20 protein-coding genes and 1 pseudogene are annotated in these 23,296 nt (G+C 70.8%); 12 read left to right on the top strand and 9 right to left on the bottom strand.

The window, feature by feature from the left end; genetic code table 11:
• Positions 1 to 68 precede the first annotated feature (68 nt).
• A complete protein-coding gene (locus NLX86_RS28315; RefSeq protein ID WP_254374647.1) occupies positions 69 to 2,675 on the bottom strand; it encodes an HAD-IC family P-type ATPase in 2,607 nt (868 codons plus the stop codon).
• 66 nt (positions 2,676 to 2,741) lie between these two features.
• Complete coding sequence (locus NLX86_RS28320; RefSeq protein ID WP_254374648.1) at positions 2,742 to 3,008, bottom strand: DUF2530 domain-containing protein; 267 nt, start codon at positions 3,006 to 3,008, stop codon at positions 2,742 to 2,744.
• Between the two features lie 196 nt (positions 3,009 to 3,204).
• On the opposite strand from NLX86_RS28320, the gene NLX86_RS28325 reads away from it, so the two are divergent.
• The gene (locus NLX86_RS28325; RefSeq protein WP_254374649.1) at positions 3,205 to 4,659 is read left to right on the top strand and encodes an NCS2 family permease; all 1,455 of its coding nucleotides are present in this window, start codon (positions 3,205 to 3,207) and stop codon (positions 4,657 to 4,659) included.
• Between the two features lie 48 nt (positions 4,660 to 4,707).
• Here NLX86_RS28325 and NLX86_RS28330 read toward each other — a convergent pair whose 3' ends face one another.
• Positions 4,708 to 4,890: a BrnA antitoxin family protein gene (locus tag NLX86_RS28330; protein ID WP_254374650.1), complete on the bottom strand. Its 183-nt coding sequence runs from the start codon at positions 4,888 to 4,890 to the stop codon at positions 4,708 to 4,710.
• A gap of 132 nt (positions 4,891 to 5,022) precedes the next feature.
• Here NLX86_RS28330 and NLX86_RS28335 point away from each other — a divergent pair, with 132 nt between their 5' ends.
• The 3 genes from NLX86_RS28335 (at position 5,023) to thpR (ending at position 7,524) form a co-directional block, all read left to right on the top strand.
• A complete protein-coding gene (locus tag NLX86_RS28335) occupies positions 5,023 to 5,460 on the top strand; it encodes a MarR family winged helix-turn-helix transcriptional regulator (RefSeq protein ID WP_254374651.1) in 438 nt (145 codons plus the stop codon).
• An 88-nt stretch (positions 5,461 to 5,548) separates the two neighbouring features.
• Complete coding sequence (locus NLX86_RS28340; protein WP_254374652.1) at positions 5,549 to 6,865, top strand: MFS transporter; 1,317 nt, start codon at positions 5,549 to 5,551, stop codon at positions 6,863 to 6,865.
• A 71-nt stretch (positions 6,866 to 6,936) separates the two neighbouring features.
• Positions 6,937 to 7,524 (top strand): RNA 2',3'-cyclic phosphodiesterase, encoded by a 588-nt coding sequence (gene thpR, locus NLX86_RS28345; RefSeq protein ID WP_254374653.1) that lies wholly within the window; start codon positions 6,937 to 6,939, stop codon positions 7,522 to 7,524.
• An 8-nt stretch (positions 7,525 to 7,532) separates the two neighbouring features.
• Here the strand turns inward: thpR and NLX86_RS28350 are convergent, their stop codons facing one another.
• The 4 genes from NLX86_RS28350 to NLX86_RS28365 form a co-directional block, all read right to left on the bottom strand.
• Positions 7,533 to 7,697 carry a hypothetical protein gene (locus NLX86_RS28350; RefSeq protein WP_254374654.1) on the bottom strand — a complete coding sequence of 55 codons (165 nt, stop codon included), beginning with the start codon at positions 7,695 to 7,697 and terminating at the stop codon, positions 7,533 to 7,535.
• Between the two features lies 1 nt (position 7,698).
• Entirely contained in the window at positions 7,699 to 8,688 is a 990-nt protein-coding gene (locus NLX86_RS28355; protein ID WP_254374655.1) for an aldo/keto reductase, read from the bottom strand.
• Between the two features lie 58 nt (positions 8,689 to 8,746).
• The gene (locus tag NLX86_RS28360) at positions 8,747 to 9,316 is read right to left on the bottom strand and encodes a Uma2 family endonuclease (RefSeq protein WP_254374715.1); all 570 of its coding nucleotides are present in this window, start codon (positions 9,314 to 9,316) and stop codon (positions 8,747 to 8,749) included.
• 143 nt (positions 9,317 to 9,459) lie between these two features.
• Positions 9,460 to 10,167 carry a GDSL-type esterase/lipase family protein gene (locus NLX86_RS28365; RefSeq protein WP_254374656.1) on the bottom strand — a complete coding sequence of 236 codons (708 nt, stop codon included), beginning with the start codon at positions 10,165 to 10,167 and terminating at the stop codon, positions 9,460 to 9,462.
• Positions 10,168 to 10,243: 76 nt separating this feature from the next.
• On the opposite strand from NLX86_RS28365, the gene NLX86_RS28370 reads away from it, so the two are divergent.
• From NLX86_RS28370 to NLX86_RS28385, 4 genes and pseudogenes are all read left to right on the top strand, one after another.
• Entirely contained in the window at positions 10,244 to 11,272 is a 1,029-nt protein-coding gene (locus tag NLX86_RS28370) for a WD40 repeat domain-containing protein (RefSeq protein WP_254374657.1), read from the top strand.
• 280 nt (positions 11,273 to 11,552) lie between these two features.
• Positions 11,553 to 12,149: a dihydrofolate reductase family protein gene (locus NLX86_RS28375; protein ID WP_254374658.1), complete on the top strand. Its 597-nt coding sequence runs from the start codon at positions 11,553 to 11,555 to the stop codon at positions 12,147 to 12,149.
• A gap of 89 nt (positions 12,150 to 12,238) precedes the next feature.
• Positions 12,239 to 12,973: pseudogene (locus NLX86_RS28380) on the top strand (class I SAM-dependent methyltransferase); the annotation flags it as partial.
• A gap of 94 nt (positions 12,974 to 13,067) precedes the next feature.
• A complete protein-coding gene (locus NLX86_RS28385) occupies positions 13,068 to 13,880 on the top strand; it encodes a DUF427 domain-containing protein (RefSeq protein WP_254374659.1) in 813 nt (270 codons plus the stop codon).
• Positions 13,881 to 13,949: 69 nt separating this feature from the next.
• On the opposite strand, the gene NLX86_RS28390 is transcribed toward NLX86_RS28385, so the two are convergent.
• Together NLX86_RS28390 and serC are read right to left on the bottom strand one after the other, a co-directional pair.
• Complete coding sequence (locus NLX86_RS28390; protein ID WP_254374660.1) at positions 13,950 to 15,095, bottom strand: Fic family protein; 1,146 nt, start codon at positions 15,093 to 15,095, stop codon at positions 13,950 to 13,952.
• Between the two features lie 119 nt (positions 15,096 to 15,214).
• Positions 15,215 to 16,333 carry a phosphoserine transaminase gene (gene serC, locus NLX86_RS28395; protein ID WP_254374661.1) on the bottom strand — a complete coding sequence of 373 codons (1,119 nt, stop codon included), beginning with the start codon at positions 16,331 to 16,333 and terminating at the stop codon, positions 15,215 to 15,217.
• Between the two features lie 146 nt (positions 16,334 to 16,479).
• On the opposite strand from serC, the gene NLX86_RS28400 reads away from it, so the two are divergent.
• From NLX86_RS28400 to NLX86_RS28415, 4 genes are all read left to right on the top strand, one after another.
• A complete protein-coding gene (locus tag NLX86_RS28400; RefSeq protein ID WP_254374662.1) occupies positions 16,480 to 19,353 on the top strand; it encodes an FAD-binding and (Fe-S)-binding domain-containing protein in 2,874 nt (957 codons plus the stop codon).
• 238 nt (positions 19,354 to 19,591) lie between these two features.
• Entirely contained in the window at positions 19,592 to 20,596 is a 1,005-nt protein-coding gene (locus tag NLX86_RS28405; RefSeq protein ID WP_254374663.1) for a DMT family transporter, read from the top strand.
• A 76-nt stretch (positions 20,597 to 20,672) separates the two neighbouring features.
• A complete protein-coding gene (locus NLX86_RS28410; protein WP_254374664.1) occupies positions 20,673 to 21,464 on the top strand; it encodes a TIGR03084 family metal-binding protein in 792 nt (263 codons plus the stop codon).
• On the top strand, positions 21,461 to 23,236 hold the full coding sequence (locus tag NLX86_RS28415; protein ID WP_254374665.1) for an acyclic terpene utilization AtuA family protein: 1,776 nt from the start codon (positions 21,461 to 21,463) through the stop codon (positions 23,234 to 23,236). Before NLX86_RS28410 ends, NLX86_RS28415 begins: the two co-directional genes overlap by 4 nt.
• Positions 23,237 to 23,296: the final 60 nt, after the last annotated feature.

Below are 23,296 nucleotides of genomic sequence, written 5' to 3' on the forward strand. Positions count from 1 at the left end.
TCACCGGGGTATGCAAGCACAACACGACCGACAACGCACTTCTGCGACCAGCACTTTCGCAACAGACCCTAGGCGGGGAAGCGGCGGTCCACCAGGCGCCAGGCCAGCTCCAGGACCGCCGCTGCGGCCGCCGCGATGGCCACCGCTGCCCAGGGCATGGTCGTGCCCACCAGCTTCAGGGCGAAGAAGTCCTGCAGCCAGGGCACGATCAGCACGATCAGGAAGCCCGCACCCATCGTCGCGACCAGGCAGATCCGCCACCAGGTGTACGGGCGGGCGATGATCGCCAGGACCCACATGGAGACCAGGAACAGCGTGAGGGTGGCGGCGCTGGTCTCGGCGTCGAGCGCGCCCGGACCGCTGTAGTGGGAGCGGGACAGCAGATACGTGCCGAAGGTGGCCGTCGCCGCGATGGTGCCGGCCGGGATGGCGTACCGCATGACCCGGCGTACGAAGTTGGGCTTGGCGCGCTCCTTGTTGGGGGCCAGCGCGAGGAAGAAGGCCGGCACGCCGATGGTGAGGGTGGAGAGCAGGGTGAGGTGGCGGGGGAGGAAGGGGTACTCCACCTGGGAGCAGACCACCAGGATGGCGAGGAGGACGGAGTAGACCGTCTTCGTCAGGAAGAGGGTGGCCACCCGGGTGATGTTGCCGATGACCCGGCGGCCCTCCGCGACGACCGAAGGCAGCGTCGCGAAGCTGTTGTTGAGCAGGACGATCTGGGCGACGGCCTTCGTCGCCTCCGAGCCGGAGCCCATCGAGACGCCGATGTCGGCGTCCTTGAGCGCGAGGACGTCGTTGACGCCGTCGCCGGTCATCGCGACCGTGTGGCCGTGTGACTGAAGCGCGCCGACCATGTCCCGTTTCTGCTGCGGGGTGACCCGGCCGAAGACGGCGTTGGTGGCGAGGGCCTGGGCCATGTCGGCCTGCTCGGAGGGGAGGTGGCGGGCGTCGACCGTGTTTGCGGCGCCGGGCAGACCGAGTTTTCCGGCCACCGCGCTGACTGACACCGCGTTGTCGCCGGAGATGACCTTGGCGTGGACGTTCTGCTCGTCGAAGTAGCGCAGGGTGTCGGCCGCGTCGGGCCGCAGCCGCTGTTCGAGGACGACCAGGGCGGTGGCCCGCGCGCCGGTCACGACCTGCGGATCGTCGAGTTCACGGACGGTGCGGGCGAGGAGCAGTACGCGCAGGCCCTGCTCGTTGAGGTGGTCGATCTCGGTGAGGGTGGGGTCGTCCGCCGGCAGGAGTACGTCGGGGGCGCCGAGCAGCCAGGTGGAATTCTCGCCGTTGCCCTCGCTGAAGCTGGCGCCGCTGTACTTGCGGGCGGAGGAGAAGGGCAGCGACTCGGTGCACCGCCAGGTCTCGCTGTCGGGGTAGGCGTCGATGATCGCCTGGAGGCTGGCGTTGGGGCGCGGGTCGGACTCGCCGAGGGCGCCCAGCACCTGACGTACGTATGACTCGTCCGAGCCATTGCGCTGTGCGGCGGGGGCGGCCGCTCTGGCCTGGTCCGTGGCCGGCTCCGTGGCCGCGTCCGTGGCCTGCTGATGCTGGTCGGTGGCCTGGTCCGTGGCCTGGTCCCGGCCTTCGGCCGTGAGTGTGAGCACCCGCAGCTCGGTGACGTCCATACCGCCCTCGGTGAGCGTGCCGGTCTTGTCCAGGCAGACCACGTCCACCCGGGCCAGGCCCTCGATCGCGGGCAGCTCCTGCACGAGGCACTGCTTGCGGCCCAGCCGGATGACGCCGATCGCGAAGGCGACCGAGGTGAGGAGGACCAGGCCCTCGGGGATCATCGGGACGATGCCGCCGACGGTCCGCGCGACGGACTCCTTGAAGTGGGTGTCCTTCACCACGAGCTGGCTGATGATCAGGCCGATCGCGGTCGGGACCATCATCCACGTCACGTACTTGAGGATGGTGCTGATACCGCTGCGCAGCTCGGAGCTGACGAGCGTGAAGCGGGACGCCTCCTCGGCCAGCTGGGCGGCGTACGCCTCGCGGCCGACCTTGGTGGCGGTGAACCCGCCGCCCCCCGCCACGACGAAACTGCCCGACATGACCTGGTCGCCGCGTTGTTTCAGCACCGGGTCGGCCTCGCCGGTGAGGAGTGACTCGTCGATCTCCAGGCCGTCGGCCTCGGCGATCTCGCCGTCCACGACGACCTTGTCACCGGGCCCGAGTTCGACGAGGTCACCGAGCACGATCTCGGAGGTGGAGACCTCGGCGGCCACCCCGTCGCGGCGGACGGTGGGTCTGGCCTCGCCGATGAGGGCGAGACTGTCCAGGGTCTTCTTGGCGCGCAGCTCCTGGATGATGCCGATGCCCGTGTTGGCGATGATGACGAAGCCGAAGAGGCTGTCCTGGATCGGCGCGACGATCAGCATGATTACCCAGAGGACGCCGATGATCGCGTTGAAGCGGGTGAAGACGTTGCCGCGGATGATGTCGGCCGTGGAGCGGGAGGAGCGGACGGGGACGTCGTTGACCTCGCCGCGGGCGACTCGTTCGGCGACCTCCGCGGCGGTGAGCCCGGCGGGCCGGTGCCGTACCGGTAGCCGGACGGGATGCACCGGGTCCAGCTCGGATCCGGCGTCGATGGCCGGGCCGCCCGACTGCGGGCCGCCCGACTTGGATCCGCCAGGCTCCGGTCCGTCCGTGTCGATCTTCGCCCGCTGCGTCATGACTTCGACGGTACGGCGGGAGGCCGTGCTTCACCCGCCGAGTGCGACAGGAGGTCTGGCCGAGGTCTAGGCCGAGTTGGCGGCTTCCGTCGCCTTTGCGCGCTTGATCGCGGCGTCGCGCTTGCGGACGTACCAGATGCCGATCAGGCCAAGACCGCCGCCGGCCGCGCAGGTCCACACCCACCACAGCAGATCGCGGTCCTCGAACCAGCCGTAGAAGGGGAGCTGGACGACGAAGAGGACGAACCAGAGGATCGTGCCGCCGGTGATCGTGCCGACGACGGGCCCTTCCAGGGGCTCCGGCGCCTCGTGCTTGGGGGTCCACTTCGCCATGCGGACAGTGTAGGCGGCGGGCCTGCCGGCTCTCCGTGGTCCTTCCGTGGTCCTTCCGTGGGCCCTCCGTGGGCCTTCAGCCGCCGGTCTACGCGCGGAGATACCGATCTTCCCCTTTATATGTTCATACTGAAACGGTTTGCGTCCGACCGGTTTTGTTCGTATGAACACCCAAGAAATACCGACGAGGTTTCGCATGACCCCCACGGCCACCGCTCCTGTGGACGTCCAGCAGCCGCAGCGGCCCGACGGTCCCGGCGGCCTCGACCGCTTCTTCAAGATCTCCGAGCGCGGCTCCACCATCGCCCGTGAGGTCCGCGGCGGTTTCGCCACCTTCTTCGCGATGGCCTACATCATCGTGCTGAACCCGATCATCCTCGGCAGCGCGAAGGACATGTACGGCCACCAGCTCGACGGCGACCAGCTGGTCACCGCCACCGTGCTCACCGCGGCCTTCTCCACCCTCCTGATGGGCGTCATCGGCAATGTGCCGATCGCCCTGGCTGCGGGCCTCGGTGTGAACACGGTCGTCGCTCTGCAACTCGCGCCCCGGATGAGCTGGGCGGATGCCATGGGCATGGTGGTCCTCGCCGGATTCGTGGTGATCCTGCTGGTCGCCACCGGTCTGCGGGAGCGCGTGATGAACGCGGTACCGCTCGGGCTGCGCAAGGGCATCGCCATCGGTATCGGCCTCTTCATCATGCTGATCGGCCTGGTGGACTCCGGCTTCGTCTCCCGTATCCCGGACGCCGCCCACACCACCGTGCCGCTGCAACTCGGCGCGTCCGGGCATCTGGGCGGCTGGCCGGTGCTGGTCTTCGTCCTCGGCGCGCTGCTGACTCTGGCGCTGATCATCCGCAAGGGGCCGGGCGCGATCCTGATCTCCATCGTCGTGATGACACTGGTCGCCGTCCTGATCCAGCTGGTGGCCGGTCTGCCGGGCGAGGCCTGGGGCCTGACCGTGCCGGAGTGGCCGGGCAACCCGGTCGCCGCCCCCGACTTCGGGCTGGTCGGTGAGGTCAGCCTGTTCGGCGGCTTCGCGAAGGTCGGCTATCTGACCGGCGCGCTGTTCGTCTTCACCGTGCTGCTGTCCTGCTTCTTCGACGCGATGGGCACGATCCTCGGCGTCGGCGACGAGGCCAAGCTGATGCGCAAGGACGGCAGCTTCCCCGGCATCAACAAGGTCCTGATCGTGGACGGCATCGCGGTCGCGGCCGGTGGCGCCACCTCGTCCTCCGCCAACACCTGCTTCGTGGAGTCCACGGCGGGCGTGGGCGAAGGGGCCCGTACGGGTCTCTCAAGCGTCGTGACGGGCGGTCTCTTCGCGGCGGCGCTGTTCCTCACGCCGCTGGCCACGATGGTCCCGTCCCAGGCGGCGACCCCCGCCCTGCTGGCCGTGGGCTTCCTGATCCTGGCCGGTTCGGTCCGTGACATCGACTGGAGCGACTTCACGATCGCCGTGCCGGCCTTCCTGGCGATGGTGATGATGCCGTTCACGTACTCGATCACCAACGGCATCGGCATCGGCTTCATCAGCTTCTGCGTGCTGAGGCTCGCGGCGGGGCGCGGGCGCGAGGTGCCGACGGCGATGTACGCGGTGTCGGCGGTGTTCGTCTTCTTCTACGCGATGCCTGCGCTCGGCCTCACGTAGGTTTCGCGCATGCCTCGCGCAAGCCTCGGGCATGCCTCGCGCAAGCCATCAGGTGCGCCCGTAGAACTTCTCCGTCTCGTCGACGGCCGTCTTGAAACGTTCGTCGAAGTCATCGCGAATGAGCGTCCGGAGCACATAGTCCTGGACGCTCATTCCGCGTTTCGCGGCATGCTGCCGGAGGCGGTCGAGCAGGTCACCGTCTATCCGCAGGCTGAGCACGTCTGTCCCCATGCCCACAGGGTCGGGGGAGCGACGCGGCCGGTGCGTCACTTTCCGGCGCCGTCTCACTCATACGGGTGACACGTGCCGCATCACGGTTTGAGTGGTGGTATTTAGCATGGGTAATGAGTTACGCTAAGGAACATGCGTGACCTCTCCCATGGCGACGACGCTGCCGCCGTGAACTCCCTGCGCTCCGCCGTCATGCGGCTGGGGCGCCGCCTCAAGCACCAGCGCGTCGACGAATCGCTGAGCCCGACCGAGATGTCGGTGCTCGGCACCCTCGCTCGCTGCGGCTCGGCCACCCCCGGTGAGCTGGCCCGCAAGGAGCATGTCCAGCCGCCGTCGATGACCCGCATCGTGGCGCTGCTCGAGGCCAAGGGGCTGGTCCGGCTGGAGCCGCACCCCGACGACCGCCGGCAGAAGGTGGTCACCCAGACCGAGACGGCCGAGGCGATGCTCGAACAGAGCCGCCGCAAGCGCAACGCCTGGCTGGCGGGGCTCGCGGCCGAGCTCGATGACGAGGAATGGGCCAAGCTGCGCGCGGCCGCCCCCGTGCTGGAGAAGCTCGCACACCTGTAATCAACCTGATCGCCCGATCGTCCGATCACGTGATCTTCTGATCCCCTGATCACTCCATCACCGAACGCCTGCAAGGAGGCGAACGCTCTTGCGTACGGGACACGGAGCAGACTCCGCACCCGCACCCGCCCCTACCACCATGTTCAGCTCGCTGAAGATCCGTAACTACCGGCTCTTCGCCACCGGCCAGGTCGTCTCCAACACCGGCACCTGGATGCAGCGCATCGCGCAGGACTGGCTCGTGCTGAGCCTGACCGGATCCGCGTCCGCCGTCGGTATCACCATCGCGCTGCAGTTCCTGCCGATGCTGCTCTTCGGGCTGTACGGCGGAGTCCTCGCCGACCGCCTGCCCAAGCGGCGGCTGCTGCTGGCCACCCAGTCCGCGATGGGCCTGACCGGCCTCGCGCTGGCCGTCCTCACCCTCAGTGGACACGTCCAGGTCTGGCACGTCTATCTCACCGCCTTCGTCCTCGGCCTGGTCACGGTCGTCGACAACCCGGCCCGCCAGTCCTTCGTCTCCGAGATGGTCGGACCGGCCCAGCTCGCCAACGCGGTCAGCCTCAATTCGGCCAACTTCCAGTCCGCCCGGCTGGTCGGGCCCGCCGTCGCCGGTGTGCTCATCACGGCCGTCGGCAGCGGCTACGCCTTCCTGCTCAACGGACTCTCCTTCCTCGCGCCCCTCGCGGGCCTGCTGATGATGCGTACGTCCGAGCTGCACAAGGTGGAGCGCGCGCCGCGCGGCAAGGGCCAGCTGCGGGAAGGGCTGCGCTATGTCGCCGGCCGTCCCGAACTGATCTGGCCGATCGTCCTGGTCGGCTTCGTCGGCACCTTCGGCTTCAACTTCCCGATCTGGCTGTCCGCGTTCGTCGACGACGTCTTCCACGGCGACGCCGGCACATACGGCCTGCTCAACACCCTGATGGCGGCCGGCTCCCTGGCCGGAGCCCTGCTCGCCGCCCGGCGCGGCACCTCCCGGCTGCGGCTGCTCGTCGGCGCGGCCGTGCTCTTCGGCGTGCTGGAGATGGTGACGGCCGTCGCGCCGTCCTTCTGGCTGTTCGCGGCGCTGCTGGTGCCGATCGGGATGTTCGGCCTGACGGTCAACGTCACGGCCAACTCCAGCGTCCAGATGGCGACCGATCCCGCGATGCGGGGCCGGGTGATGAGCCTGTTCATGATGGTCTTCACCGGCGGCACGCCGCTGGGCGCCCCGCTCGTCGGCTGGATCACGGACACGTACGGGGCGCGGACCGGATTCGCCGCGGGCGGCGCGGTCTCCGCGCTGGCCGCGATCGGCGTCGGCGTGATGCTCTGCCGCGTGGGCGGCCTACGACTGCGGATCGACCTGCGCCGCGGGCGCCGGCACGTGGCGTTCGTACCGAGGGAGCAGCTGGCGACGGCGGCCTGACCGCGCCGACGGTTCCGCCGCCCGTGCCGGGCGGCGGGACGCGCGCGCACACTCGCGCGCATACTCGCGCCATGAGACTCTTCGCTGCCGTACTGCCGCCGGATGCGGCGCTGGCTGAACTCGGAGCGGCCGTCGCGCCACTGCACGCTCTTCCCGGCGCGGACCGGCTGCGCTGGACGGGGCGGGGAGGCGGACCCGGGGGCGGAGCCACTCACTGGCACTGCACCCTGGCCTTCATGGGCGAGGTCGAGGACCGGCTGCTGCCCGAGCTGCGGGAGCGGCTCGGCCGGGCCGCCCACCGGACCGATCCGTTCACGCTGCGCATCCACGGCGGCGGACGCTTCGACGGCAAGGTGCTCTGGGCCGGGACAGCGGGCAACCTCGACATGCTCCGACTGCTGGCGGAGCGCGCGGACGCGGCGGCGCGCCGCTCCGGGGTGCCGATGAGCGAGCACCGGAAATACTCCGCCCACCTGACCCTCGCGCGCAGCCGGGTGACGGCGGACCTGCGGCCGTTCGCCGAGGCGCTGGGCGCCTTCGAGGGGACGCCGTGGGAGGTGGCCGAGCTCAGTCTCGTACGCAGCAACCTGCCGGTGAGCGGGATGCGGGGCGAGCAGCCGCGGTACGAGGTGGTGGAGGCGTGGCCGCTGGGCGGCTGAGGTTACGCTCAATGGATGGACCCGAAGACCAGGAACCGGATCATGGCCGGTGTGCTTGTGCTGATGTTCGCCGTGATCGCCGTGGCGGCCGCGGTCGGGTAGCCGGGTCGGTTGCCGGTTGCTGATTGCCGGTACGCCCCCGCCGCGGCCGCGCCGGTGTGTCCGGCTGTCACGTCACCAGGCGAATGCCTCCGGGGACGGGCCCGGGCCCGGGAAGATCTCGTCCAGCGACGACAGCACCTCGTCCGACAGCTCCAGCTCCGCCGCGCGCAGCGCCGACGCCAGCTGGTCCGTCGTGCGCGGCCCGACGATCGGGCCCGTCACTCCGGGACGCGTGAGCAGCCAGGCCAGGGCGACCTCGCCGGGCGCCAGGCCGTGCTTGTCGAGCAGGTCCTCGTACGACTGGATCTGCGCGCGCACCGAGGTGTTCGCCAGCGCGTCCGCCGAGCGGCCGGTCGTACGGCGGGACCCCTCACTCTCCTTCTTGATCACACCGCCCAGCAGCCCGCCGTGCAGCGGCGACCACGGGATGACCCCGAGGCCGTATTCCTGCGCGGCCGGGATGACCTCCATCTCGGCGCGCCGCTCGGCGAGGTTGTACAGGCACTGCTCGCTGACCAGGCCGACCATGCCGCGCCGGGCGGCGGTCTCGTTGGCCTGGGCGATCTTGTAGCCGGGGAAGTTCGAGGAGCCGGCGTAGAGGATCTTGCCCTGCTGGATCAGTACGTGGACGGCCTGCCAGATCTCCTCGAACGGGGTCCGGCGGTCGATGTGGTGGAACTGGTAGACGTCGATGTAGTCGGTCTGGAGGCGGCGCAGGCTGGCCTCGACCGCCCGGCGGATGTTCAGCGCAGAGAGGCGGTCGTAGTTGGGCCAGGTCTCGCTCTCGCGGGACATGGAGCCGTAGACCTTGGTGGCGAGGACCGTCTTCTCGCGCCGGCCGCCGCCCTGGGCGAACCAGGTGCCGATGATCTCCTCGGTGCGGCCCTTGTTGTCGCCCCAGCCGTAGACGTTGGCGGTGTCGAAGACGTTGATGCCCGCGCCGAGCGCGGCGTCCATGATCGTGTGACTTGCGGCCTCGTCTGTCTGCGGCCCGAAGTTCATCGTCCCGAGGACGAGCCGGCTGACCTTGAGTCCTGTGCGTCCGAGCTGCGTGTACTTCATGAGTACACAGCCAACTTGTTGGAGCGCGCTCTAGGCAAGAGCGCCAGGCCCGGCCCGGTCAGCCGCGCGGGAATTCGTCGGTCTTCAGGGTGATGTCGACGATCGTGCCGGTGAGGTCGAGCTCGCCGCCGAAGGCAATGGCCAGGTCGCTCTTGTAGTCGCCGTCCTTGGGCTGGGTGTAGACGTGGCACTTGCCGACGTACGGGTCGGCGATCAGGTAGACGGGGACCCCGGCTGTGGCGTACGCGGTCTTCTTCGGCCCGTAGTCGTTGGGACCGGTGCCTCTGGAGATCACCTCGGCGACAAACTCCACGTCCTCGTAACGCCACAGGCCCTTGGGCGTCTTGGTGGCGTTCTCCGCGAACGCCGCCACGTCGGCGGCGAAGCCGTTGAGATGGCCGGGGAAGTCGATGCGGACGTCCGACGCGATGCGCTTCCGGGGATACCGGGCTCGCAGCTGCTCGACGATGTCCAGGATGATCTCCCAGTGGGTTTGCCTTTGCGGCGACATGTATACGGTCCCCTCGACGATCTCGACCTTGTATCCCTCGGGGACGGGCATGCGCTCGAGCGCCTCGAACATCTCGTCCAGGGTCAGCTCGTCGCTCGTGTCGCTCGTGTCGGCCATGTCGGTCCTGTCGTCGTCAAGTGCGATGGTCACCGTGCCGCTCCTCCCCGCTGCCGCTCAGTCGCATGCAGCCGCCAGTACAACGATACGCACGGTCAACCAGGACACGCCGTGGTGTTCGGGGTTGTTCAGGGGGCGCGAAGCTAGGAGGCGGCGGCGCGGTACGGCCCGCCCACGCCCCACGCCTGGTGCAGCGCGTCGGCGAAGGCGCCCGCGAGGCGGTGTTCGCCGGAGGCGTTGGGGTGGGTGCCGTCGTAGGTGTCGCGGTGGATGTCGTACGCCTCGGGTCGCGACGCCAGCAGCAGGGGCGCGGAGGGGCTGTCGAGGTCGGCGACCGCCTTCGCGAGCAGCACATTGAAGCGGTCGCACTCGGCGGCGAAGGGCGCGTCCGACTCGGCCCGTACGTTCGGTATCACCGGCAGGAGTACGGCGCGGATGTGCGGGTTCGCCTCGCGGGCCGCGGTGATGAAACGGCGGGCGTTGGCGGCGGTCTCGGTGCTGTCCGTGTAGAAGCCGAGGTCGATCAGGCCGAGGGAGACGAGGAGGATGTCGGCCCTGTGGGTTGCCACCGTCTCGCCGATGACCGGGGCCATGTGCTGCCAGCCTTCGCCCCAGCCGGCCAGATGTCTGCGGGCGTCCGGCGGGAAGCCGGGGTCCGCGTAGTCGTGCGAGACGGGTGCGTCGGGTGCCTCGGGTGCCTCGGCGAAGGTGTCGTACACCGCCGTGCGCGGCCCGACGATCTCGAACGGGCCGCCGAAGGACGCGCACAGGTGCTGCCACATCCGGTAGCGCCAGGTGTAGTCGCCGGCGCGTCCGATGGTCATGGAATCGCCGACGAACATGAAACGCATCCGGTCATCATCGCTGATCGTCTGTGCGGCCCGCCCTGTGACGCTGAACACGCGGGCGGGGTGGCAGGCTTGGGGCATGCGTTCGCTTCTGGGTGTGTCAGGTGCTGTTGCCGTGGCTGCTGCCGCGTCGGCCGTCGTGCTCGTGACGGCTGGTCCGGTGGCCGCGGCCGACGACTCCTTCACGATCAAGGATCCGCGGGTCACCGAGTCCAGCGGCCTGGCCGCCAGCCGCGCCCATCCCGGCGTCTACTGGACGCACAACGACAGCGACGATGGCCCGTACATCTACGCGGTCGACTCGAAGACGGGTCAGACGGTCGCGAGGATCACGATGACGGGCGTGGGCACGCCGCGCGATGTCGAGGGGATCTCCGTGGGCCCCGACGGCCAGGTGTACGTCGGCGACATAGGGGACAACCTCGACGGGTCCTGGGACCATGTGTGGATCTACCGTTTCCCGGAGCCGGAGGCGTTGGGCGACGCCACCGTGCGGGCGACCCAGTTCACCGTCCGGTACGCCGACGGGGCACGTAACGCCGAAGCGCTGATGGTCCACCCGAAGACGGGCCGGGTCTACATCGCCAGCAAGAACGAGGACAAGGGCGGCCTGTACGAAGGGCCGGCTCAGCTGACTGCCTCGGGCTCCAACACCTTCCGGCGGGTCGCGGACGTGCCGTGGGTGACCGACGGGGCCTTCTCCCCGGACGGAAAGCGGCTCGTGCTGCGGAGTTACTTCAGCGCCCGTACGTACGCGTGGCAGGGCGACGGCACGCTCGACGGCGGCGAGCGGGTGGACGCCCCGTTGCAGGGCCAGTCGGAGTCCGTCTCGTACACGGCGGACGGAACGGCCCTGATGTTCGGCTCGGAGGGCGCGAACAGCCGGGTGGTGCGGGTCGCGGTGGAGGGGGCGGGGGCGGCGGCGGGGGCAGACGGTGGCAAGGCGCCCTCGAAGGACGGCGGTTCGTCCTCGGCCGGGGGTGGCGGGGGTGCCGGGGGTGGCGCCGCGGCCGACGGGGACGGCCAGAACCTCACCGTCGGTGCGATTGCCCTGGGGGTCGCCACGGCGCTCGTACTCGGACTGAAGCGGCTGCTACGGCGAAGGTGAGGCCGACGCCGGCGCCCGCCGCGACCCGGCTACGGCCGGTCGATGCCGAACTCGTGGGCGACTTCCCACTGACTGCGCGATCCGGACGCGGGTGACATGGCAACGGGCGCCGGCCCACCAAGTCGGCCGCGCGCTGCTCGACGCCCGCGGCGGCAGTCGGAGAGACCTACGGCCATGTGCTCTGCATCACTACGGTGGGATCGAGTGGGCGCGATGATTTTGGGGCGGCGCGACAGTCTCTATTGCCGTACACCCGACGTGAGGAAGAGGAGCGAGTCCCATGCGCATCGTGATCAGTGAGTTCATGAGCTTGGACGGCGTCGTGCAGGCGCCGGGCGGACCCGAGGAGGACACCGACGGTGGCTTTGCCAACGGCGGCTGGACGCACCCGTTCTTCGATCCGGAGGTGGTGGGTGGTGCCTTCGACGACGCGCTGAGCAAGGCCGAGGCGCTGCTGTTCGGGCGCCGCACGTGGAAGGCGATGGCCGGGGCGTGGCCCGAGCGAGCCGGCGACCCGTTCGCCGACCGGATGAACGCCATCCCGAAGTACGTCGTGTCCCAGACGCTGCGCGACGACGAGCTGACGTGGAACAACACCACGCGCATTCCCGGCGACAAGGCCGTCGCCCGTGTCCGGGAGCTGCACGAGACCGACGGCGGCGACCTGTTGGTCATGGGGAGTCCCACGCTCGTGCGCACCCTCCTGAGCGAGGGCCTGGTCGACGAGCTCCGGCTCATGGTCATGCCGGTGCTCCTCGGCGGCGGCAAGACGATCTTCCCCGACGACGGTGCGCTGCGCACGCTCGAGCTGGTCTCGACCGTCATCAGCGGCACCGGCGTGCACGTGTGCACCTACCGGCCGGTCGCCAAGGGGTAGGAGCACGTGGCAGTCCCTGGACGACGAGTGAAGGGGACACCTCGAAAATCGGCGGGCGCTGGAAATGTCTTCCGCAGTACGGTCTGGCGATGGACGACGAGGACGGCTACTTCGGAGACCGTGTTGCCGCGACGTACGACGAGTCGTCTGCGGACATGTTCGAGCCGAGCGTCGTAGACGCGGCGGTCGACGTTCTGGCACGGCTCGCCGGCGGTGGCCGGGCCCTTGAGCTCGGCATCGGGACGGGGCGCATCGCGTTGCCGCTGGCACGCCGCGGTGTCCCGGTCCACGGCATCGATTTGTCACAGGCGATGGTTGCCCGGCTGCGTGCCAAGCCGGGCGGCGAGGCGATTGGCGTGACGATCGGCGACTTCGCGACGACGGGGGTGGACGGGCCGTTCTCCGTCGCGTATTTGGTCTTCAACACGATTATGAATCTGACGACGCAGGCGACGCAGGTGGCGTGCTTCCGCAACGTCGCGGCCCACCTCGAACCCGGAGGCTGTTTCGTCATCGAGGTCATGGTCCCCGAACTGAGAAAACTCCCTGCTGGGCAGAACGTCGTGCCGTTCCACGTGAGCCCGACGCGGTGGGCGTTTGACGCCTACGACGTCGCCACCCAGGCGATGAGTTCGAACTACGTCGAGGTCAGCGACGGTCGCGCTGAGTACAGATCAATCCCGTTCCGGTACGTGTGGCCGGCGGAACTCGACCTGATGGCCCAGATCGCCGGGCTGCGGCTGCGTGAGCGGTGGGACGGATGGGCGCGGGAACCTTTCACGAGCGAGAGCCGCCGGCATGTCTCGATCTGGGAGAAACCCGCCGACCTACCACCGATCAGCGCCGCGCTGCCCCCTGACGCAGTCGCTCGTAGACTTCTCGTGAGCCGAACCGGCATTGCCCGAGGAGGAGAGACTCATGACCACACCGAGTCCGGGAGCGGTGCCGGTCTTCCGCCGCCGGCCCGATCCGGCCGACAGCGTGATCTGGGAGCTCAGCGAGCGCTGGGTGCGCGGGACGAAGGGTGATGTCACGGTCGTCGACAGCCGTCGGCCGGTTCTGGTGTGGGAGCCGGGCCGTCCGGTACCCCTGTACGGCTTTCCCGCCGACGACGTCCGCACGGACCTGTTGCGAAAGACCGAGCGGGGCGCCACCCGGCGTCACGCGGGAGCGACGGTCTTCTACGACCTCGAGGCCGGCGATCAGACCGTCCCTGCGGCGGCATGGACCTATCCGGGCGAGGAGCTGGCCGGATACATCTGCTTCGAGTGGTTCGGGCGGGACGTGCTCGACCACTGGTACGAAGAGGACGAGGAGATTTTCGTCCACCCGCGTGATCCGCACAAGCGGGTGGACGCGCTGCCCAGCACCCGGCACGTCCAGGTCGAGATCCAGGGCACGGTCGTGGCGGACACGCACACACCCGTGCTGCTGTTCGAGACCCATCTGCCGGTCCGGTACTACATCCCGCGCGAGGACGTCCGCCTCGACCTGTTCACCCCCACCGATGCGCGGACGCGCTGCCCGTACAAGGGCGTGGCGACCGAGTACTGGTCGTGGGCGGGCGGCGGTGACGTGCGGCCCGATATCGCCTGGAGCTACCCCGACCCGCTGCCGGCCGTGAGTGTCATCAAGGACCGGGTGGCCTTCTACAACGAGTCCGTCGACATCATCGTCGACGGCGAGCCGCAGCGGCGGCCGGCCACCGTCTTCAGTATCCCGACGCGGTAGGCCCCCGCCAGGGCGGCCCCCTTCCCGAACCATCCGGCCCCGGCCCAGTCCGCCCCCCCTCCCGCCCAACTACCCCTCGTACGGGTACGGGTTCCTCAGGCGCAGCGGCCGGCGGGCCGGTTCGAGAACCTCTTCCGGAAAGCGTGGCCCGGGTACGTAGTAACGCGCCTTGGTGTTGCCCACCGGCTTGAGCAGGTCCGCCTCAACGAGGAAGCGGATGTCGCGTACAGCCTGCTGATTGCTCAGATTCTCGGCTCGCTGGTAGCGCGCCCTCCGCACGCGGCCCGCCAGCGCGGCGTCATGCAGCGCAGTCACCTGGCGTTCGTCGACGCCGCTGCGCTCCGCGTACGCGGCCAACTCGACCCAGCAGCGGGTGGAGCGGTCGATCCGGTGCTGCACCGACTGGGTCTGCTGGTGGTAGGCGAGCAGGTTGAAGCTGATCCACGCGGCGGTATCGCGGTCCGGGGACCAGACGGGTCCGCCGACCTGCTTGAGGACCTTGTAGTACTCCCACGTGTTGCCCGGCTTGCCGAGCCACGCCTCGATGGACGAGAACTCGGGAGCCAGGACACCACCGCGGGCGATCATCAGCGTCTGCAGGGAGCGGGACATGCGGCCGTTTCCGTCCGACCACGGATGGATCTTCACCAGGTTCAGATGTGCCATCGCCGCGCGGATCAGAACATGCGCATCCAGATCCCCTTCGTTGAGCCAGGCGACCAGTTCCGCGGTCAGCTCAGGGAGTACATCTGCGTCGGGCGCGACGTGGGCGGCAGAAGACGGATCCCCCGGTTCATTGATCCAGACGCCGCGCCGCCTCCACTGACCGGCGAGCCGGTCGGGATGGTGGTGGCCCTGGAGCATCCAGTGGAGCCCGTTGAGCAGCGACTTCTCGTAGACGAAGTCCTTGGCGTCGTGGATCGACTGGATATACGTCATGGCGTGCTGGTAGGCGAGCGTCTCCGCCTTGTTCTCGTCGGAGGCCGCGACCTCCTGCTCGCCGTCGATGAGATCCTCGACGTCGACAGGGTCGACGGTGTAACCCTCGATGGTGTTCGATCCCGCGATCGCCTGCGCGGTCAGCGTCTTCCGCAGGTCGGCTGTCCACTTGGCGGGGGTCCGCTGGACCTGGTGCCGCAGGGCCTCACGCATCGCGTCCACGTCGGCGAGGACTTCGTGATCCTCGGGCGTGAGCGCCGGGGTCTGATAGAGCATGACTCGATGATACCCACTGGGTGTCGTCTCGCGTCGCCCACGCGCCCGAGGCCCGAACGAAGCGGGCCCCTGGGTGGTCTCTCGTGGTCTCTCGCTGGGGGCCAGACTCGTTTACGTATCTACAGCTTCTCGATCACGTAGTCGACGCAGGCCGTCAGCGCCTGTACGTCCGACGGGTCGATCGCCGGGAACATCGCGACGCGCAGCTGGTTGCGGCCCAGCTTGCGGTACGGCTCCGTGTCCACGATCCCGTTCGCGCGCAGCACCTTCGCCACCGCCGAAGCGTCGATCTCGTCCGCGAAGTCGATCGTGCCGATGACCTGCGAGCGCTTGGCCGGGTCCGTCACGAACGGGGTCGCGTACTTCGACTCCTCCGCCCAGGTGTAGAGGCGGGACGAGGAGTCACCCGTGCGGCGCACCGCCCAGTCCAGGCCGCCCTGGCTGTTGATCCACTCGAGCTGCTCGTTGAGCAGGAAGAGGGTGGCCAGCGCCGGGGTGTTGTACGTCTGGTTCTTCAGGGAGTTGTCGATCGCCGTCGGCAGCGAGAAGAACTCCGGGATGTGCCGGCCGGACGCGTGGATCCGTGCCGCGCGCTCCAGGGCCGCGGGCGAGAACGCCGCGAGCCACAGGCCGCCGTCCGCCGCGAAGGACTTCTGCGGGGCGAAGTAGTAGACGTCCGACTCGGTGATGTCGACCGGCAGGCCGCCGGCGCCCGAGGTGGCGTCCACCAGGACGAGGGAGCCGGCGTCGGCGCCCTGCACCCGCTTGACCGGGGCGGCGACGCCCGTCGAGGTCTCGTTGTGGGTGTACGCGTAGACGTCCACGCCCGCCTCGGCCCGCGGGTCCGGGTGCGTACCCGGGTCGGAGGAGATCACGGTCGGCTCGGACAGCCAGGGCGCGAGCTTCGCCGCCTTGGCGAACTTGGAGGAGAACTCACCGAACGCAAGGTGCTGCGACTTCCGCTCGATGAGCCCGTGGGTCGCGATGTCCCAGAAAGCGGTGGAGCCGCCGTTGCCCAGGATCACTTCGTAGCCCTCGGGGAGGGAGAAGAGGTCGCGTACGCCTTCGCGTACCTTGCCGACCAGGTTCTTGACCGGAGCCTGGCGGTGAGAGGTGCCGAGGAGGGAGGAGCCGGTTGCGGCCAGGGCGTCCAGCGCCTCCGTACGCACCTTGGAGGGGCCCGCGCCGAAACGGCCGTCGGCGGGCTTGATGTCAGCGGGAATCTGGATCTCAGCCACGTCCGCAGCCTAGTCCGTCCCCAGGGGGCCTTCCGCCCGGCGTCCACCGGATGAGACGCGGGGCGGCGGTGTCCTGCGCGCCTGGCAGTCACGACGGTGTCGTGCGTGCCTGGCAGTCCGGACGCCGGAGTGGGCAGGCTGGGGCCATGGCGACTACGGCGTTGACTACGGCGGACGTACGGGACCTGGCGGCCGGCCTGCGGGCGGCCGTCCGGGGCGATGTGGACTTCGGGGCCGGCGCGCGGGCCCTGGTGACCATGGACGCCTCCAACTACCGGCGCGTGCCGCTCGGCGTGGTCGCGCCGCGCGAAGCGGAGGATGTGGCGCAGGCGCTGCGGGTGTGCCGGGAGGCCGGGGTGCCGGTGGTGCCGCGCGGCGGCGGGACCAGCATCGCCGGGCAGGCGACGGGCACGGGTGTCGTCCTCGACTTCACCCGCCATATGAGGGGTGTGGTGTCCGTGGATCCGGCCGCCCGTACGGCTGTGGTCCAGCCCGGGGTGGTGCTGGATGTGCTGCGGGACGCCGTACGCCCGTACGGGCTGACCTTCGGGCCCGATCCGTCCACCCACGGCCGCTGCACGCTCGGCGGGATGATCGCGAACAACTCGTGCGGCCCGCATTCCGTGGCCTGGGGGACGACGGCCGACAACGTGCGGGAGCTGTCCGTCGTCACCTACGGCGGCGCCTCGCTGCGGCTCGGGCAGGGGTGGGCAGGAGCGCCCGAAGGACTGCGGGAGCTGGTGGATGAGAATCTGGCGCTGCTGCGGACCGGCTTTCCCACCGGGCTGCCGCGCCGGATCTCCGGGTACGCGCTGGACGCGCTGCTGCCGGAGCGGGGGGTGGACCTGGCCCGCGCGTTCTGCGGCAGCGAGGGAACGCTCGGGGTGGTGAACGAGGCAGTCGTACGCCTGGTGGAAGCGCCGCGTGCGCGGGCGCTCGCCGTACTCGGGTACGCCGACGAGAGCGCGGCGGCGGACGCGGCCGCAGGGCTGCTGCCGTACGGGCCGCTGACCGTGGAGGGCATGGCCCAGGACCTGGTGCCGGACCCGGGCGGACTGCCGCGCGGGGGCGCCTGGCTGTTCGTCGAGATGGGCGGCCGGAGCGCGGACGAAGCGCGGGCGCGCGCCGAAGAGCTGGTGCGGGCGGCCGATGCGTTGGACGGGACGGTGGTCACGGATACGGCGGCGCAGCGGGTGCTGTGGCGCGTACGGGAGGACGCGGCCGGCACCGCGACCCGCATGGCCGACGGCAGCGAGGCCTGGCCGGGGTGGGAGGACTGCGCCGTGCCGCCGGCCCGGCTCGGCGCGTATCTGCGGGAGTTCCGGGGGCTGCTGGCGGCCCATGGGCTGCGCGGCACGCCGTACGGGCACTTCGGTGACGGCTGTATCCATGTGCGGATCGACTTCGATCTGCTGAGCGCGGCGGGGGTGGGCCGCTTCCGCCGGTTCTCGGAGGAGGTGGCGGAGCTGGTCGTGGCGCACGGCGGGTCGCTGTCGGGCGAGCACGGCGACGGGCAGGCGCGCGCCGAGCTGCTGCCGAAGATGTACGGCGAGGATGTGGTGCGGCTCTTCGGGCGGTTCAAGGACGTGTGGGACCCGGCCGGCGGGATGAATCCGGGGATGCTCGCCCGGCCCGCGCGGCTGGACGAGAACCTGCGCTTCGAGGTGCTCCCGAAACGGAAGGTGGACGTCGAGTTCGGCTATCCGCAGGACGGCGGCGACTTCACGGCGGCGGTGCGGCGGTGCGTCGGCGTCGCCAAGTGCCGTAATACGGACGCCGGGGCGGGGGTGATGTGCCCGTCCTTCCGGGCCACGGGGGAGGAGCAGCACTCGACGCGCGGGCGCGCACGGCTGCTGCACGAGATGCTCGCGGGCGAGGTCGTCACGGACGGCTGGCGCTCGACGGAGGTGCGGGACGCGCTGGATCTGTGCCTGTCCTGCAAGGGGTGCCGCAGCGACTGCCCGGTGGGCGTGGACATGGCGACGTACAAGGCGGAGTTCCTGCATCACCACTACGCGGGCCGGCTACGGCCCGCCGCCCATTACGCGATGGGCCGGCTGCCGCAGTGGCTGCGGGCGGCTTCCGCGTTGCGGCTCGCGCGTGTGCTGAACGCGGCGGGGCGGGTGGGGCCGCTGGCCGCCCTCGCGAAGCGGGTGGGCGGGATCGCGCCGGAGCGGCGGATTCCGGAGCTGGCGCGGGTGCCGTTCAGCCGTTGGTGGCGGCGCGGTGCGGCGGGGCGGCGCGGCACGGCGGGGGAGGGGCGGCCGGTGGTGCTCTGGCCGGACACGTTCACCAACTACCTGAGCCCCGCCGTGGGCCGCGCGGCGGTGGCGGTGCTGGACGATGCCGGGCTGCGTGCGGAGCTGCCGGCGGGGCGGGTCTGCTGTGGGCTGACGTACGTGTCCACCGGGCAGCTGGACCTGGCCCGTACGGTCATGCGCCGCACACTCGATGCGCTGGAGCCGGCCCTGGCCTCGGACGATCCCGTCGTCGTACTGGAGCCGAGCTGTGCGGCCGCGCTGCGGACCGACCTGCCGGAGCTCCTCGCCGATGACCCGCGCGCGGGGCGGCTGGCGGACCGGGTGCGGACCTTCGCGCAGGTACTGGAGGAGTACGCGCCCGAGTGGCAGCCGCCGGTCATCGGCCGGGCGGTGGCCGGCCAGACCCACTGCCACCAGCACGCCGTGCTGGGCGAGGCGGCCGAGCGCAGGCTGCGCGGCAAGGCCGGGCTCACGGGCGAGCTGAGCGGCGGCTGCTGCGGACTCGCGGGGAACTTCGGCTTCGAGCGAGGCGGCGGCCACTACGAGGTGTCCGTGGCCTGCGCGGAGGAACAACTGCTGCCGGCGGTACGGGCCGCGGGCGAGGAAGCGGAGCTCCTGGCGGACGGCTTCTCCTGCCGCACACAACTGGACGAGCTGGCGGGCCGCCCAGCCAGGCACCTGGCGGAGGTACTGGCGGAAGGCTTGGGGGAGGGGCCGTCGGAAAGGCCGCCGGAGGGCCTGGGCCTGGGGCGGGGGTGAGTCGTGGGGACTGGGGGCCCCAGCCGTGGGGCGGAAGGGCGAGCCCCGCCGCCGCAGCTCGCCGGTCGCGTCGAGTTCGGCGTAGAGCGCGAGGCTCGCCGTTGGCGTCCATGGCGTGCCCGCCGGTCCTGCACACGGGCTCGGCGCGGCGCGCGGGCGTGGGCCGCCGGGTGGCGGCGGCTGTGGCTTGGACGCCTTGTAAGGGAGAGCGGGCGTTCGGACCCCTTACTGTGGAGAGATGAGCAAGCCCACCCCTTCCGCCTCCCCCACCGCTCCCACCGGCTCCGTCCGCCCCGCTCCCGGCGGCACCGGCGGCACCGGCGACACCGGCGGGACAGGCGACACCGACGGCCACCCCGCCGCCTCGCGTGCGACGCGCCTCGGGCCGGTCGCGCTGGTGGTCGCGGCCGGGGTGTCCGTGCAGTTCGGCGCGGCCATCGCGGTGCTGCTCATGCCCCGCGCCGGGGCGGCCGGTGTGGTGGCGCTGCGGCTCGCCGCCGCCGCGCTGGTGCTGCTCGTACTGTGCCGGCCCAAGCTGCGCGGGCACTCGCGGTCCGACTGGGGCACCGTATGCGCCTTCGGCGTCGCGATGGCCGGCATGAACGGCCTCTTCTACCAGGCCGTCGACCGGATTCCGCTGGGCGCGGCCGTCACCCTGGAGGTACTGGGCCCGCTCGTCCTGTCGGTGATCGTGTCGCGGCGGCTGGTGAACCTGCTCTGGGCCGGGCTGGCACTCGCGGGTGTGGCCCTGCTGGGCTGGGGCGGCTTCGGCGGACTGGACCCCGTGGGTGCGGCGTTCGCGCTGGGGGCGGGTGCCATGTGGGCGGCGTACATCGTGTTCAGCGCCAGGACCGGACGGCGCTTCCCACAGGCCGACGGGCTCGCGCTCGCGATGGCGGTCGCGGCGGTGCTCAGCCTGCCGCTGGGTATCGCGGAGGCGGGCGGCAAGCTGCTGGTGCCGGGCACGCTCGCGCTGGGGGTCGCGGTCGCGGTGCTGTCGTCCGTCCTTCCGTACACGCTGGAACTGCTCGCGCTGCGCCGGCTTCCGGCCTCCACCTTCGCCGTCATGATGAGCCTGGAACCGGCGATCGCGGCGACCGCCGGATTCCTGGTGCTGCACCAAGCCCTCTCGCTGACCGACGCGTTGGCGATCGCGCTGGTCATCGCGGCCAGCATGGGCGCGGTCCGGTCGCAGACGTCGCAGACGAGGAAGCTCGCGCCGGAATCTCTCCTCAACGAATAATGCAAGCACGCTTGCTTGTTTCTCTTGGCGGTGCCACGCTTCGGTCCACGCCGTGGTACCCCGAGGGGAGCGCACCGTGTCCGATCCGTCCGCCGTGCTCGACGATCTGCGCAGCGAAGGGGATGAACTCGACCGCCTCGTAGGCGAGTTGAGTTCCGACGACTGGGCGCGGGGCACACCCGCCGCGGGCTGGACCATCGCCCACCAGATCGCCCACCTCGCCTGGACGGACACGGCCGCGCTGCTCGCCGTCACCGATGCCGACCGGTTCGCGGGCATGGTCGAGCAGGCCCTCGCCAACCCCGACTCCTTCGTCGACGAGGGTGCCGAGGCGGGCGCGGTGCTGCCGCCCGTCGAGCTGCTGGTCCGCTGGCGGACCGGGCGCGAGGAGCTGCAGCGCGCGCTGCGCGCCGCCCCGGAGGGCGCGCGATTCCCCTGGTACGGGCCGCCGATGAGTACCGCCTCCATGGCGACCGGGCGGCTGATGGAGACCTGGGCGCACGGTCAGGATGTCGCGGACGCGCTCGGTGTGCGCCGCACACCCACCGACCGGCTCCGGCATGTCGTGCGCATCGGGGTCCGGGCGCGTGACTACGCGTACTTCGTACGGGGCGAGGTCCCGCCCGCCGAGGAGTTCCGGGTGGAGCTCACCGGACCCGGTGGGGACCTCTGGACGTACGGGCCGCAGGACGCCGCACAACGGGTGACCGGGACCGCGCTGGACTTCTGCCTGCTGGTGACCCAGCGGGCGCACCGCGACGACGTGGCCGTACGGGCGAAGGGCCTGGACGCGGACCACTGGCTGGACATCGCGCAGGCCTTCGCCGGGCCGGCGGGTACGGGCCGCCCGCCCAAGGGAGACGCGTGACGGCCGGTACGGACGGCGGCGCGCGCGCGGGCGTGCTGCGGATCGGGAACGCCTCCGGCTTCTACGGCGACCGTTTCGAGGCCGTACGGGAGATGCTCACCGGCGGCCCCCTCGACGTCCTCACCGGGGACTATCTCGCCGAACTGACCATGCTCATCCTCGGCCGGGACCGGCTGAAGGACCCCCGCCTCGGCTACGCCAAGACGTTCCTGCGCCAGCTCGAGGAGGGGCTCGGGCTCGCACACGACCGCGGGGTGAAGATCGTCGCCAACGCGGGCGGGCTGAACCCGGCGGGACTCGCCGACGCGGTACGGGAGCTTGCCGACCGGGTCGGCGTACCGGTGGCCGTCGCCCATGTGGAGGGCGACGCCGTGCCCGTACCGGAGGGTGCGCTGACGGCCAACGCGTATCTCGGCGGAGCCGGGATCGCCGGGTGCCTGCGGGCCGGCGCGGATGTGGTCGTGACCGGACGGGTGACGGACGCCGCCCTGGTCACCGGGCCGGCGAGCGCGCGCTTCGGCTGGGGCGCGGACGACTTCGACCAGTTCGCCGGGGCAGTCGTCGCCGGGCACGTGCTGGAGTGCGGGACCCAGGCGACGGGCGGCAACTACGCGTTCTTCGCCGACCTTGGCCACGGGCACGACGTTCGCCGTCCCGGCTTCCCGATCGCCGAAATCCACGCCGACGGGTCGTCGGTCATCACCAAGCACGACGGGACGGGCGGCGTCGTCGACGTCGGAACGGTCACCGCGCAGCTCCTGTACGAGACGGGCGGCGCCCGGTACGCCGGGCCCGATGTCACGGCGCGGCTCGACTCCGTACGGCTGGATCAGGCCGGGCCCGACCGGGTGCGGATCAGCGGAGTGCGGGGCGAGGCCCCGCCGCCCACCCTCAAGACCGGGGTCACCAGGATCGGCGGCTGGCGCAACGAGGTCGTGTTCGTACTGACCGGGCTGGACATCGAGGCCAAGGCGGCACTGGTCCGCGGTCAGCTGGAGGACGCGCTGGGGCGTGCGAAGCGGCGCCCGGCGGAGGTCCGCTGGGAGCTCGCCCGCACCGACCGGCCCGACGCGGACACGGAGGAGACGGCGAGCGCGTTGCTGCGGCTGGTGGTACGCGACAGCGACCCGGACGCGGTCGGGCGCGCGCTCAGCGGGGCCGCCGTCGAGCTGGCGCTGGGCAGCTACCCCGGCTTCCATGTGACGGCCCCGCCCGGGAAGGGCGCGCCGTACGGGGTTTTCGAGGCGGCGTACGTGGACGCGTCGGAGGTCGCGCACACGGCGGTGCTTCCGGACGGGCGGCGGGAGGCGGTACCGGCTCCGGCCCGTACGCGCGTACTGGAGCCCGTCCCGCAGCCGCAGTTGCCCGAGCCGCTGCCGCCGGGGCCGGTGCGGCGGGTGCCGCTGGGGCGGGTGGCCGGCGCGCGCAGTGGCGACAAGGGCGGCAGCGCGAACGTCGGCGTGTGGGCGCGCACGGACGACGCGTGGCGCTGGCTCGCCCACGCGCTGACCACCGACCGGCTGCGCGAACTGCTGCCGGAGACGCGGGGCCTGGCGGTCACGCGCGAGGTTCTGCCGAACCTGCGGGCGCTCAACTTCGTCGTGGAGGGACTGCTGGGAGAAGGGGTCGCGGCGCAGCACCGGTTCGACCCACAGGCGAAGGGCCTGGGGGAGTGGCTGCGCTCCCGCCACATCGACGTCCCGGAAAGCGTGCTGGACGGCCGGCCGTCGGGCGGTGACCCGTTGGGCCCTGGACCGGCTGACGGGCGGTGACCGGAATGGCGGCCCACCCGAAGCGATCGCCGCGCGATGAACAACAGCCCAGGAAGGAAC

It is taken from the genome of Streptomyces sp. A3M-1-3, from assembly GCF_024213665.1.
GTDB lineage: Bacteria > Actinomycetota > Actinomycetes > Streptomycetales > Streptomycetaceae > Streptomyces.

Bases quoted from the DNA above. Each gene is read 5' to 3' on its own strand.
- thpR (WP_254374653.1), top strand. From the start codon at position 6,937: ATGAGACTCTTCGCTGCCGTACTGCCGCCGGATGCGGCGCTGGCTGAA.
- NLX86_RS28400 (WP_254374662.1), top strand. From the start codon at position 16,480: ATGGCGACTACGGCGTTGACTACGGCGGACGTACGGGACCTGGCGGCC.
- NLX86_RS28355 (WP_254374655.1), bottom strand. From the start codon at position 8,688: ATGAAGTACACGCAGCTCGGACGCACAGGACTCAAGGTCAGCCGGCTC.
- NLX86_RS28365 (WP_254374656.1), bottom strand. From the start codon at position 10,167: ATGCGTTTCATGTTCGTCGGCGATTCCATGACCATCGGACGCGCCGGC.
- NLX86_RS28360 (WP_254374715.1), bottom strand. From the start codon at position 9,316: ATGGCCGACACGAGCGACACGAGCGACGAGCTGACCCTGGACGAGATG.
- NLX86_RS28375 (WP_254374658.1), top strand. From the start codon at position 11,553: ATGCGCATCGTGATCAGTGAGTTCATGAGCTTGGACGGCGTCGTGCAG.
- NLX86_RS28320 (WP_254374648.1), bottom strand. From the start codon at position 3,008: ATGGCGAAGTGGACCCCCAAGCACGAGGCGCCGGAGCCCCTGGAAGGG.
- NLX86_RS28325 (WP_254374649.1), top strand. From the start codon at position 3,205: ATGACCCCCACGGCCACCGCTCCTGTGGACGTCCAGCAGCCGCAGCGG.
- NLX86_RS28330 (WP_254374650.1), bottom strand. From the start codon at position 4,890: ATGGGGACAGACGTGCTCAGCCTGCGGATAGACGGTGACCTGCTCGAC.
- NLX86_RS28370 (WP_254374657.1), top strand. From the start codon at position 10,244: ATGCGTTCGCTTCTGGGTGTGTCAGGTGCTGTTGCCGTGGCTGCTGCC.
- NLX86_RS28335 (WP_254374651.1), top strand. From the start codon at position 5,023: ATGCGTGACCTCTCCCATGGCGACGACGCTGCCGCCGTGAACTCCCTG.
- NLX86_RS28405 (WP_254374663.1), top strand. From the start codon at position 19,592: ATGAGCAAGCCCACCCCTTCCGCCTCCCCCACCGCTCCCACCGGCTCC.
- NLX86_RS28390 (WP_254374660.1), bottom strand. From the start codon at position 15,095: ATGCTCTATCAGACCCCGGCGCTCACGCCCGAGGATCACGAAGTCCTC.
- NLX86_RS28315 (WP_254374647.1), bottom strand. From the start codon at position 2,675: ATGACGCAGCGGGCGAAGATCGACACGGACGGACCGGAGCCTGGCGGA.
- NLX86_RS28385 (WP_254374659.1), top strand. From the start codon at position 13,068: ATGACCACACCGAGTCCGGGAGCGGTGCCGGTCTTCCGCCGCCGGCCC.